Origin of the sequence: Candidatus Pantoea rara, assembly GCF_051136265.1 — a bacterium.
GTDB classification, from domain to species: Bacteria; Pseudomonadota; Gammaproteobacteria; order Enterobacterales; family Enterobacteriaceae; genus Pantoea; species Pantoea rara.
Window position 1 is genome coordinate 3,371,228 of record NZ_CP194942.1, and the last position, 12,760, is coordinate 3,383,987.

At 54.3% G+C, this 12,760-nt stretch carries 11 protein-coding genes; 2 read left to right on the forward strand and 9 right to left on the reverse strand.

Annotation, left to right across the window (positions count from 1 at the left end; translation table 11 throughout):
- Positions 1 to 9: 9 nt before the first annotated feature.
- A complete protein-coding gene (gene ribF / locus ACR8BF_RS16040) occupies positions 10 to 939 on the reverse strand; it encodes a bifunctional riboflavin kinase/FAD synthetase (protein WP_434745270.1) in 930 nt (309 codons plus the stop codon).
- 306 nt (positions 940 to 1,245) lie between these two features.
- Here ribF and rpsT point away from each other — a divergent pair, with 306 nt between their 5' ends.
- On the forward strand, positions 1,246 to 1,509 hold the full coding sequence (gene rpsT, locus ACR8BF_RS16045) for a 30S ribosomal protein S20 (protein ID WP_008925553.1): 264 nt from the start codon (positions 1,246 to 1,248) through the stop codon (positions 1,507 to 1,509).
- 36 nt (positions 1,510 to 1,545) lie between these two features.
- On the opposite strand, the gene nhaR is transcribed toward rpsT, so the two are convergent.
- From nhaR to tal, 7 genes are all read right to left on the reverse strand, one after another.
- Positions 1,546 to 2,454: a transcriptional activator NhaR gene (gene nhaR, locus ACR8BF_RS16050; protein ID WP_434745271.1), complete on the reverse strand. Its 909-nt coding sequence runs from the start codon at positions 2,452 to 2,454 to the stop codon at positions 1,546 to 1,548.
- A 31-nt stretch (positions 2,455 to 2,485) separates the two neighbouring features.
- Entirely contained in the window at positions 2,486 to 3,664 is a 1,179-nt protein-coding gene (gene nhaA / locus ACR8BF_RS16055; RefSeq protein ID WP_179897594.1) for a Na+/H+ antiporter NhaA, read from the reverse strand.
- Between the two features lie 202 nt (positions 3,665 to 3,866).
- A complete protein-coding gene (gene dnaJ / locus ACR8BF_RS16060) occupies positions 3,867 to 5,012 on the reverse strand; it encodes a molecular chaperone DnaJ (RefSeq protein ID WP_179897592.1) in 1,146 nt (381 codons plus the stop codon).
- A 104-nt stretch (positions 5,013 to 5,116) separates the two neighbouring features.
- Positions 5,117 to 7,027, reverse strand: coding sequence for a molecular chaperone DnaK (gene dnaK / locus ACR8BF_RS16065; RefSeq protein ID WP_179897590.1), 1,911 nt, complete (start codon positions 7,025 to 7,027; stop codon positions 5,117 to 5,119).
- Positions 7,028 to 7,342: 315 nt separating this feature from the next.
- Positions 7,343 to 8,650, reverse strand: a complete 1,308-nt coding sequence (locus ACR8BF_RS16070) for an MFS transporter (RefSeq protein WP_434745272.1) — start codon at positions 8,648 to 8,650, stop codon at positions 7,343 to 7,345.
- 106 nt (positions 8,651 to 8,756) lie between these two features.
- Positions 8,757 to 9,344: a molybdopterin adenylyltransferase gene (mog, locus tag ACR8BF_RS16075; RefSeq protein ID WP_292985342.1), complete on the reverse strand. Its 588-nt coding sequence runs from the start codon at positions 9,342 to 9,344 to the stop codon at positions 8,757 to 8,759.
- Positions 9,345 to 9,469: 125 nt separating this feature from the next.
- Entirely contained in the window at positions 9,470 to 10,423 is a 954-nt protein-coding gene (gene tal / locus ACR8BF_RS16080) for a transaldolase (RefSeq protein WP_003854842.1), read from the reverse strand.
- Between the two features lie 209 nt (positions 10,424 to 10,632).
- On the opposite strand from tal, the gene yaaA reads away from it, so the two are divergent.
- Entirely contained in the window at positions 10,633 to 11,406 is a 774-nt protein-coding gene (gene yaaA / locus ACR8BF_RS16085) for a peroxide stress protein YaaA (protein WP_434745273.1), read from the forward strand.
- A gap of 69 nt (positions 11,407 to 11,475) precedes the next feature.
- Here yaaA and thrC read toward each other — a convergent pair whose 3' ends face one another.
- Positions 11,476 to 12,759, reverse strand: a complete 1,284-nt coding sequence (gene thrC, locus ACR8BF_RS16090; protein ID WP_179897582.1) for a threonine synthase — start codon at positions 12,757 to 12,759, stop codon at positions 11,476 to 11,478.
- Between the last annotated feature and the right edge of the window lies 1 nt (position 12,760).

The following is a 12,760-nucleotide window of genomic DNA, read 5'->3' on the forward strand; positions in this document are numbered from 1 at the left end:
TCGCTCAGGTTAAAGCAGCCCAAAGAACTGCCGGGCCGTTACCACATCGTTCGCAATTTGTTCTTTCAACGCCTCCAGTGAGGCAAAGCGCTGCTCGTTTCGTATTTTCTGTTTCAGCACCACATCAATGTGACGACCATAGAGATCCATATTGATGTCGAGCAGGTGAACTTCAAGCTGCTGGCGTAAACCTTTTACGGTCGGACGGGTGCCGATATTAGCAACACCCGGCAGTGGCTCGGGCGTCAGACCCTGTACCTCCACGGCATAAACCCCTTTCACCGGCGTGACGCTGCGGCGTAAAGGAAGATTCGCAGTCGGGAAACCCAGCGTACGTCCCAGTGCATCACCGTGCACGACGCGGCCGGAAATAGTGAAGGGATGACCTAACAGCGACTGTGCCAGCGCTAAATCATCTGCAGCCAGCGCCTGACGCACGGCAGTGCTGCTGATTCGCTTACCGCCATCACAAAAGGTTTCGGTGCTGACGACCTCAAAGCCATACTCCAGACCGGCTTTCTGTAATAACAGGAAATCCCCCTGGCGACCAGCGCCGAAGCGGAAATCATCGCCAACCGCAAGGTACTTCACGTCCAGCTTGTCGACTAACAGATCACTGATAAAGCGCTGGGCAGACAAGGCCGCAAAGCGAGGGTCGAACCGCACACACAGCACTTTATCCACGCCGGCTTCCGCCATGTACCGCAGCTTTTCACGCAGGCGAGTCAGGCGAGCCGGGGCTTTATCACCGGCAAACAGCTCCAGCGGCTGTGGCTCAAACACCATGACCACGACCGGCAGATTACGCTTACGTCCTTCTTCACACAGACGCGACATCAGCGCCTGATGCCCACGGTGCACGCCATCGAAATTACCAATGGTCAGAACGCAGCCGCGATGCTGCTCGTTAAGATTATGAATACCGCGGATAAACTTCATGGCTGGCCCAAACCGGTGGAAATCGGCGGATTATACCCTTGAAAGCGACTCAGGTTAACCCGTCAGCACGCCTTTCATGCTTTAGGCGCTGCATTTCCTGTTGCGGATGCGCATGTTAAGAATTTTGTCGCGAAATACTGTATTCAGCGAGGGGAAGCTGGTAGAATCTTGCGCCATCAAATACGTAACCGAGTGCCGCTTTTAGGGCGACGCTTATTTGCACAAATCCATTGACAAAATCAGGTTAGAAGGGCATAGTCCTCGGCCTTTGATTTGTCTCTATAGAACACATTTGGGAGTTGGACCTTGGCTAATATCAAATCAGCTAAGAAACGCGCCGTAACATCTGAGAAACGCCGCAAGCATAACGCTAGCCGCCGCTCAATGATGCGTACCTTCGTTAAGAAAGTATACGCGGCGATCGCTTCAGGCGACAAAGCTGCTGCGCAGAACGCATTCAATGAAATGCAACCACTCGTGGATCGTCAGGCCGCTAAAGGTCTGATCCACAAAAACAAAGCTGCACGTTATAAATCTAACCTGACTGCACAGATCAACAAACTGGCTTAATCGCCTGTTGTTTATCACTTTGTTGAAAAAGCCGGCTTACGCCGGTTTTTTTTCGTCTGTACTCTGGCGGGGAAAGAGTCCGCTGAAGTCTGCGTGACAGAGACGCTGCACTGCCGGATGCTGAATCATCCGCTCCGCGAAGAGGATGTGATATTCCTCTGACACCGCATCAAGCCGCCCGACTTCATAGACGCCTTCCCGCTCACCCATTTCAAGCGCAGGCGCGACAAAAATCGCCTTCTGCCGCGCACCAAATGCTTTCATCAGTGCTGCATCATCAAACTCGCCGAGAATCTCTACCTGCAGCCCTTGCGTAGTGATCCAGTTGAGGATTTTGCGTCCCAGCATTGAGCGGCGGCCGGGAATCAGGAGTGGGCGCGTTTCCAGACAGGCCGGAAAAGAGGAATCAGAAAGCGGCTGTGTTGACCAGAAGCTGACCATACATTCGCCCAGCTTCACCGAAAAAAGGCCTTCCTGCTGCGTAGGATCAATGGAGCAGTCAGAGATAATCATATCCAGCTTATGCTGACTGAGCTGCTCCAGCAGCATTTCGTGGGTTGACTCAAAACAGCGCAGATGAATCTTCTCTTCTGCAACCACTGCGGTTTCCAGCACCTTGCTGACAAGCTGCTTAGAGAGCGCATCTGCCACGCCGACATCCAGCAGCAGATGGAACTCTTTGCGGTAGTTAACGATATCCAGCATCTCCTGACCCAGCATAAACATGCGGTCCGCATAACGGAACACCAGCTGACCCAGTTCAGTCGGCACCAGGCCCCTTCCCTGCCGCCGGAACAGCTTACCCTGCAGGCGCTCCTCAAGTGCCTTAATCTGCCCGGAAATAGTCTGTGGTGTCAGAGATAGCACTTCTGCCGCAGCCGCCACAGAGCCGCTTTTGCAGATCTGCCAGAAGTAATAGAGATGGTTGAAATTGAGCTGATTCATCGAAAAAAAGGAGGCTTTCGCCTCCTCTCCATTAACGCAGTTTAATCCGCAGCAGGGTATAGCCAATTACCGCTGACAGCACAGAGCCCGTCAGGATCCCCAGTTTAGAGAAGGTCACAAGCTGCTCATGTGTCGAATCGAAGGCCAGCGAACTGATGAAAATAGACATCGTAAAACCGATGCCGCACAGCACGCCAATCGCCATGATATCGCGGATGGTGGTGCCGTCAGGTAATACCGCCAGCCGCAGTTTTACGGCCAGCCAGCAGAACAGCGTAATGCCTAAGGGCTTACCGATTAACAGGCCGAGGATGATACCTGAAGGCTCCGGTGAAAGGACGTCACGCAGCGTAATACCGGCCAGTGAGATACCGGCGTTAGCGAAGGCAAACAGCGGCAGAATCAACCAGTTCACCCACGGCATCAGACCGTGCGCCAGATGTTCTGCTGGTGAATGCCCTTCTCTCTTTTCCAGCGGTATGAAGAAGCCAACAATGACGCCCGCCAGCGTGGCATGGACCCCTGACTTCAGCACTGCGGTCCAGAGCACGATCCCAACCAGCATATAGACCGAGATTTTACGGACATTAAAGTAATTCAGCACTGCCAGTACAACGATAGCCCCTGCAGCAACGCCCAGGGATAACAATGAGAGGCCACTGGTATAGAACAGGGCGATAATAACGATAGCCCCCAGATCATCGATAATCGCCAGTGCCATCAGGAAAACTTTCAGTGCAGCAGGAACACGACTGCCAAGCAGGGCAAGTACACCCAGAGCAAATGCGATATCGGTCGCCGTAGGGATAGCCCAGCCGTTGCGTGCTATCTCATCACCATGGTTGAAACCCAGGAAGACAAGGGCGGGCAGTGCCATGCCGCCTAATGCCGCTATGACGGGAAAGATCGCCTTGTCACGGCTTGCAAGTTCGCCGACTATCAGCTCGCGCTTCACTTCCAGACCAATCAGCAGGAAAAACAGCGCCATCAGCGCATCGTTAATCCACAACAGCAGATTTTTACTGATATCCAGCGCACCGAAGCGGATTTGCACAGGTTCATTGAGAAACGCCTGATAGCCCTGAGCGGTTTCGGCAGAGTTGGCGAGAATCATGGCAGCCACTGCCGCCATAATTAACACCATGCCATTGCTGGCGTCGCTTTCAATGAAGCTTTTAAGCAGGTTTTTGAGACTACGGGGCTTATTCAACGTGTATCTTCCTGATCAGCGGTAGAAAGATAAAGAGTGTAGCGGCTACTATAGTTCGTTAAAAGCAGCTTATTCCTCACGTTTCCTTCGGTTTAAGCGAAGAGAAAGCGGTTAACGCTAAAGAAGGATGAACTTTTTTTACGCATACCATCAAAACGGCAAAAAAAAACGGAACCTGAGGCTCCGTTTTTTCAGACACTGTTTAGCGTGTCAGGTCGTCAAAGAATTTCTTCACGCCATCGAAAAAGCTCTTAGAACGCGGGCTGTTATGCTCACCGCTTGGGCCGCCAAAACTTTCTTCCAGTTCACGCAACAGCGCTTTCTGTTTTTCGTTCAGGCTGACCGGTGTTTCCACCACGACGCGACATAACAGGTCGCCGACCGCACCGCCACGGACAGATTTGACACCACGTCCGCGCATGCGGAACAGCTTGCCGGTCTGGGTTTCTGACGGCACTTTCAGCTTCACGCGGCCATCCAGTGTTGGTACTTCAATCTCTCCGCCCAGCGCCGCCATCGCAAAATTGATCGGCACTTCACAGTAGAGGTTGTTCTCTTCACGCTCGAAGATCGGGTGTTTCTTCACCGATACCTGAACGTAGAGATCGCCGGCTGGTGCGCCCTGCTCGCCCGCTTCACCTTCGCCACTCAGGCGAATGCGATCGCCGGTGTCCACCCCTGCCGGGATTTTCACTGACAGCGTTTTCGACTTCTCAACACGACCATGACCATGGCAGGCGTTGCACGGATCTTTAATCACCGAGCCACGACCATGACAGGTCGGACAGGCCTGCTGGACGGTGAAGAAGCCCTGGCGCATCTGCACCTGGCCTGCACCGTGACAGGTTGAACAGGTCTGTGGCTGCGTTCCCGCTTTCGCACCGCTGCCGTGGCAGACGTCACACTCTTCCAGCGTTGGAATGCGGATCTCTTTGGTCACGCCGCGTACCGCTTCTTCCAGCGACAGCTCCATGTTGTAGCGTAAATCGGCGCCACGGGATGCGCGCTGACGGCGTCCACCACCAAAGATGTCACCGAACACGTCGCCAAAGATATCGCTGAACTCTGCGCCGCCGCCGCCAAAGCCGCCGCCGCCGAATCCACCGCCACCCATACCGCCCTGTTCAAAGGCTGCATGACCATACTGATCGTAAGCCGCACGCTTCTGCGCATCGGTCAGGATTTCGTAAGCTTCCTTGACCTCTTTGAATTTCGCTTCGGCTTCTTTATCACCGGGATTGCGATCCGGGTGGAATTTCATAGCCAGGCGTTTGTAAGCCTTTTTGATTTCACGCTCGTCCGCGGATTTGGCGACGCCTAAAATCTCGTAGTAATCACTCTTCGCCATGTTTATTTAGCCCTTAACATGATCGCACGGGCGTGGAGAGATCTCCTACGCCCGTGCTGGTTTCAACGGCTGTCAGGCCAACCGTCGCGCCCGGTCAGGGGCAATTATTTCTTGTTGTCTTTCACTTCTTCAAATTCAGCATCGACAACGTCGTCATCTTTCTTCGCTGACGCGTCACCGGCATCCGCTGCACCCGCCTGAGACTGCTGCGCTGCTTCCATCAGTTTGCCGGACACTTCCATCAGCGCCTGCATTTTGGCGTCGATTTCCGCTTTGTCTTCGCCTCTCAGCGCAGTTTCCAGCTCGGCCAGCGCAGCTTCAATTGGCGCTTTGTCGTCAGCTGACAGTTTGTCGCCTGCTTCATCCAGCTGCTTACGCGTGCTGTGGGCAATCTGATCGCCCTGGTTACGCGTCTGGACCAGCTCTTCGAACTTACGGTCAGATTCAGCGTTCGCTTCCGCATCACGCACCATTTTCTGAATCTCTTCATCGCTCAGACCTGAAGAGGCTTTAATGGTGATTTTCTGCTCTTTACCGCTGTTCTTGTCTTTCGCTGACACGTGCAGGATACCATCCGCATCGATGTCGAAGGTCACTTCGATCTGCGGCAGACCGCGTGGCGCGTTCTGGATACCGTCAAGGTTGAACTGGCCCAGTGACTTGTTGTCATTGGCGCGCTTACGCTCACCCTGCAGCACGTGAATGGTCACGGCTGACTGGTTATCTTCAGCCGTCGAGAAGACCTGGCTGTGCTTGGTTGGGATGGTGGTGTTCTTGCTGATCAGCGAAGTCATCACGCCACCCATTGTTTCGATACCCAGTGACAGCGGGGTAACGTCCAGCAGCAGCACGTCTTTCACGTCGCCACCCAGTACACCACCCTGAACCGCAGCACCGACAGCAACCGCTTCGTCCGGGTTCACGTCTTTACGTGGCTCTTTACCGAAGAACTCAGTCACTTTGGCCTGAACCAGTGGCATACGAGTCTGACCACCGACCAGGATAACGTCGTTGATGTCTGAAACAGACAAGCCGGCATCCTGCAGCGCAACTTTCAGTGGCGCAATTGAACGCGCAACCAGATCTTCAACCAGTGACTCCAGTTTAGAGCGGGTCACTTTAATGTTCAGGTGCTTAGGACCGGTCGCATCTGCCGTGATGTATGGCAGGTTAACGTCGGTCTGCTGTGCAGAAGAGAGTTCGATTTTCGCTTTCTCTGCCGCTTCTTTCAGACGCTGCATCGCCAGCGGATCGTTGTGCAGATCGATACCCTGATCTTTCTTGAATTCAGCAACCAGATAGTTAATCAGGCGGCTATCGAAGTCTTCACCACCCAGGTGGGTGTCACCGTTGGTCGCCAGAACTTCAAAGGTTTTTTCGCCGTCAACTTCGTCAATTTCAATGATTGAAATATCGAAGGTACCGCCACCCAGGTCATAAACCGCGATGGTGCGGTTGCCCTGGCCTTTATCCAGACCGTATGCCAGTGCTGCAGCGGTCGGTTCGTTGATGATACGTTTGACTTCCAGACCCGCGATACGGCCGGCATCTTTGGTCGCCTGACGCTGCGCATCGTTGAAGTAAGCCGGTACAGTGATCACGGCCTCAGTCACTGGCTCACCGAGGTAATCTTCGGCAGTCTTTTTCATTTTCTTCAGCACTTCAGCAGAGATCTGCGGCGGTGCCATTCTCTGGCCTTTCACTTCCAGCCAGGCGTCACCGTTGTCAGCGCCGGTGATTTTGTACGGCATGATTTTAATATCACGCTGTACTTCTTCGTCCTGGAAGCGACGACCGATCAGACGCTTAATTGCGAACAGGGTATTCTGCGGGTTGGTCACTGCCTGACGTTTAGCCGGTTGACCGACCAGAATTTCGCCATCCTGTGTATACGCAATAATTGAAGGCGTGGTGCGATCGCCCTCGGCATTTTCCAGCACGCGTGCTTTGGTGCCATCCATGATCGCAACACAAGAGTTGGTTGTACCCAGGTCAATACCAATAATCTTACCCATCTAAACATCTCCCACTTAAATTCGTTGCCAATTTGGGTTGTGAACCTTTTATGTGGGCGGGTTGTTTGCATTCAACCGCCAGCACATGCTTTTTTTCCAACGTTCACAACGCTCGATGACAAGTAAATGGGGCCGCTTCGATGCGCATCAAGGGCTAAACCAAAAAAAATTTTTTTACCGCTGGCCCTGCCGGGATCAAAGAACACTGCCACAACGCTGAATAGGGAGCATCGCTGTGTTCCCTTCAGTGAGCAGGAGGGAATCCGTTTATTCCATCAACGATCATTTTACTGCCGGGGGACCAGGGCAAATCCATTACAACGACTTAATCTCCTGATTCAGATCCGGCTCGTGGCTGACGTCACGTCGCAGCCAGATCCCCGTCAATAATCCCACCAGCGCCAGCGCCATCACATACCAGCACGGAGCCATCACGGAGACATTCATCAGCAGGGATACACAGATCGGTGTCAGCCCGCCAAAGATTGCGTAGGAGAGGTTGTATGAGAATGAGAGTCCGGTGAAACGCACTTCTGCCGGAAAGGCGCGCACCATCACAAATGGCACCACGCCAACGACACCAACGCTGAGCCCCGCCATGCCATAGAGCAGGAAGAGATGCTGCGGATAGAGAGCACTCAGGTGATAAAACTGCCAGCTACAGATCGCCAGCAGCAGACTGCCGACACACAGGGTACGACTGGCACCAAAACGATCGGCAGCGAGTCCGGCAATAATGCAGCCGATGCAGAGCATCACAGTGGCAATGCTGTTGGCCTGCAGGGTCAGCGCGGGCGCGATGCCCTGCTGCTTCTGCAGCCAGACCGGTGACATCAGGATCACCACGACGATGCAGGCGGAGAGCAGCCAGGTCAGCAGCATGGAGATCACAATCGACTTTTTATGCTCCACCAGTACGGTCTTCAGCGGTAACGTTTCCGCCAGCGCTTTGCGCTGCTGCATCTCAATAAAGACCGGTGTTTCATGCAGCCAGCGGCGCAGGAACATTGCAATCAACCCAAATACGCCGCCAAGGAAGAACGGTATACGCCAGCCACCCTCATGGATCGCCTGCTGAGACATCGAGGTATTGATCAGCGTCGCCACCAGCGACCCCAGTAAAATGCCGATGGTCAGCCCGGCCGTCAGCGTGCCACAGGCGATGCCGATACGTTTATAGGGTACGTGCTCAGCAACAAACACCCAGGCGCCTGGTACTTCGCCACCAATCGCCGCACCCTGCAACATCCGCATCAGCAGCATCAACAGAGGCGCAGCAATGCCAATCGTCTGCCAGGTGGGCAGAGCCCCCATCATCAGGGTCGGTAGCGCCATCAGCAGAATACTCAGGCTGAACATCTTTTTACGGCCAAGCTTATCGCCAAAGTGCGCCATTACGATGCCACCCAGCGGGCGTGCCAGATAGCCAGCGGCAAAAATGGCAAACGTCTGCAGCTGACGTAGCCATTCCGGGATATCTGAGGGGAAGAAGAGTTCGCCGATCACGGTGGCGAAGAAGACAAATATGATGAAGTCGTAAAATTCCAGGGCGCCGCCCAGCGCGGCCAGCGCCAGCGTTTTGTAATCCTTACCGGTCAGACGCGGTGCATGAGTCGGATTCATAATATTCCAGAGGCAAAAAAGACAATGTTGTAAAGATACTCTTACTATATCGTCAATTTTTTGCCACACCAGCAAGGCTATAGCTTATGCCTGAAATGGGGAATATTTAGTTATTTATCTCACGCATCGCGCTTTTAGGCCGAAATGCTGCTACCACATCTGCATGCGTTTCGACATAAGGGCCTTCCAGCAACTGTAAACAATAGGGTACAGATGCGAAAATGCCATGGACTTTAACGTTGCCCTGCTCATCCTTCAGCCCTTCCAGCGTCTCTTTGATCGACTTCGGCTGACCGGGAAGATTGAGGATCAGCGACTGTTTGCGGATCACGCCGACCTGACGCGACAAAATGGCGGTCGGCACGAACTGCAGGCTGATCTGGCGCATCTGCTCACCAAAACCGGGCATTTCCCGATCGGAAACCGCCAGGGTGGCATCGGGTGTGACATCGCGTCGGGCCGGACCGGTGCCGCCGGTGGTTAACACCAGATGGCAAAAGCGTTCATCGACCAGCTCGCAGATCGCGTGCTCAATCATCGGCTGCTCGTCGGGCACCAGACGGGACTCAATCTCAAACGGGCTGCTGATTGCGCGACTCAGCCAGCTCTCCAGCGCGGGAATACCCTCATCCTGATAGATGCCGTTGGCGGCGCGATCGGAGACCGATATCAGGCCAATGCGTAATGTATTCATGATTAGCTTCGCTGTGATTTACCGCGGTGCGGTGGAGTAAAAGGGGAATAGCAGAGAGGATAATATAAAGTGAAAGGGTCGGAAAAGGGAAAACCGTGGCAGCCTGCGCCGCCACGGTCAGCCGATTACAGCAGTTCTGCCAGCATCTTCTCAAGTTTGCCCTGATCAACGGCAAAATTGCGGATACCTTCTGCCAGCTTGGCAACGGCCATAGGATCCTGGTTGTGCTGCCACAGGAACTCAGACTCGGTCATGCGGGCCGGACGCGCTTTCACTTCGCCGCTGTAGCTCAGTTTACGCTCCAGGGTACCTTCGCTCTCTGCCAGCTCTTTCAGCAACGCAGGAGAAATGGTCAGACGGTCACAGCCAGCCAGTTCGATGATTTCGCCGACGTTACGGAAGCTCGCGCCCATCACCACGGTTTCATAGCCGTGCTGCTTGTAGTAGTTGTAGATTTCAGAAACAGAAACCACGCCTGGATCTTCGTGCGCGGCATACTCTTTCTTATCGGTGTTGGCTTTATACCAGTCGAGGATACGGCCAACAAACGGCGAGATCAGGAACACGCCCGCTTCGGCACAGGCACGCGCCTGAGCAAAGGAGAACAGCAGCGTCAGGTTACAGTTGATACCCTCTTTTTCCAGCTGCTCTGCAGCACGGATGCCCTGCCAGGTAGAGGCCAGTTTGATCAGGATGCGGTCATTGCTGATACCGGCATCATTGTAGAGTTTGATCAGGCTGCGGGCTTTAGCAATGCTGCCTTCAGTGTCGTAAGAGAGGCGCGCATCGACTTCAGTCGAGATACGGCCTGGGATCAGTTTCAGAATTTCCAGACCAATGTTAACGGCCAGCTTGTCAGAAACCAGCTGCAGCTGCTCTTCTTTGTTGCTGCTCTGCTCACGCGCCCAGCTAATCGCTTCATCGATCAGTTTACGGTATTCAGGGATTTGTGCGGCGTTGAGAATCAGAGAAGGGTTGGTGGTGGCGTCTTGTGGCTGATACAGCTTCATGGCTGCGATATCACCCGTGTCGGCGACGACGGTAGTGAGCTGACGCAGGGAGGTAAGTTTGTCCGTCATGTTCTTTTCTCTTAGTTAACTGTCAGTGTGAAAAAAGGCTGTTGCGATAATATCACGCGGCAACGGTGGCGCAAGGTCAGGGAATGCCGTTTACGATAGCGCGAACAAATAGGTGTGATTCGTCATTCTTTGCGGCTTTTTTGGTACACTGCGTAGCCTGATAAGCCGCCAATGCCCTGTTAAACCAGGCATTAACCGAGGAAGCAACTATGTTGATGGTGATCTCTCCCGCCAAGACGCTGGATTATGAAAGCCCGCTGGCGACAACGCGTTTCACCCAGCCTGCGCTGTTAGAAAAGTCACAACAGCTGATTGAGATTGCGCGCGATCTGTCACCCGCCAGCATCGCCTCGTTAATGGGCATCAGCGACAAACTGGCGCACCTCAATGCCGATCGGTTTAACAGCTGGCACCCCGATTTTTCCCCTCAGAATGCCCGTCAGGCGATCCTGGCGTTTAAAGGTGATGTCTACACCGGTCTGCAGGCCGACACCTTCAGCGATCAGGATTTCGATTTTGCTCAGCAGCATCTGCGTATGTTGTCTGGCCTGTATGGCGTGCTGCGTCCGCTCGATCTCATGCAGCCTTACCGGCTTGAGATGGGCATTCGCCTGGCCAATCCAGCGGGCAAAGACCTTTACACCTTCTGGGGCGATCTCATCACTGAAACGCTCAATACCGCGCTGGCGGAACAGGGTGATGAGGTGCTGATCAACCTCGCCTCGGACGAATATTTCAGGGCGGTTAAGCCGAAGAAGCTGCAGGCACAGATGGTTAAGCCGGTGTTCCTCGACGAGAAAAACGGCAGCTATAAAGTGATTAGCTTCTATGCCAAAAAGGCGCGTGGATTAATGAGTCGCTATGTGATTCAGGAGCGCCTGACAAAGCCGGAACAGCTTAAAGCGTTTGATGTGGATGGCTATCGTTTTGACGGGGCAAGCAGCAGCGAGAGCGAACTGGTCTTTAAGCGCGCGGAGCAATAACAGCCCCGCGCGCACTGTGTTTTTCACATCACAAGCAGGCTTCCCGTAACCGGGAAGCCTTTCACCGCACTACTTCAGCAGGAACGCCCGCAGCGAGGCGAAATCACCCTTCATCTTGTGCGACAGCAGCGGCAGGTCGGCGCGCTCCGCTAACTCAGGCGGCAGCGTCAGGGTCTGCTCAAGGATCGCTTCCACGCTTTCACGGAATTTCGCCGGATGCGCCGTTCCGAGGAACACACCATACTCCCCTTCCTGCAGCTGATCGCGCAGCAGACGCCAGGCGATGGCAGCATGTGGCTCGGAAACGTAGCCAATCTCTGCCAGTTCACGCATTGCGGCGCGTGTGGTCTCATCAGTGACTGCACCACAGGCCAGATCGGTTAAGCGCCAGGTTTTACGGCGGAACAGCTCTTCCACACGTGGCCAGTTGTTAGGCTGGCTGACATCCATCGCATTCGACAGCGTAGAGACAGTCAGGTTTGGCTGCCACTCGCCGTTGCCCAGGAAGCGCGGCACCGTGTCGTTGGCGTTGGTGGCAGCGATAAAGCGTTTGATCGGCAGGCCCAGCGATTTCGCCAGCAGACCGGCGGTCAAATCACCAAAGTTGCCACTTGGCACGGAGACAACCAGCTGATTGCGTTTTTCCTGTGGCAGCTGCGCGACCGCTTCGAAGTAGTAGCAAATCTGCGCCAGCAGGCGGCTGATGTTGATGGAGTTAGCCGAGTTCAGGCCAATCGCCCGCTTCAGCTCTTCATCATCAAACGCCTGTTTGACCAGCGACTGGCAGGCATCGAAATCGCCGTCGATAGCGATGGTTTCAATGTTGCCGCCCAGGGTACAGAAGAGTTTCTCCTGCAGTGGACTGATTTTGCCCTGCGGATAGAGGATCACCACGCGCACGTTCTTCATGCCGTAGAAAGCGTGCGCCACGGCCGCACCGGTGTCACCGGAGGTCGCGGTAAGAATGGTGATCTGCTCATCTGAGCCTGAGAAATATGACAGCATCTGCGCCATAAAACGGCCGCCAAAATCTTTAAATGCCAGCGTCGGGCCGTGGAACAGCTCCAGACAGGCGATATCTTCGCTGACGGCTTTCACCGGGGCCGGGAAGGCAAACGCGGCGTTAACACGCTCATGCAACTGCTGGGCCGGAATCTCGTCACCAATAAAAGCCGAGAGAATTTTGCTGCTGCGACTGACAAAATCCATCTCCAGCATCGCGTCGATGTCGGTCAGTTCAAACTCCGGCAGTTCCAGCGGAAAGAACAGACCCTGCTGTGATCCCAGACCCTGTTTCACCGCCTGGGCGAAGCTGACCTGCTCGTTGTGATCCTTCAGATTGTAGAGTTTCATG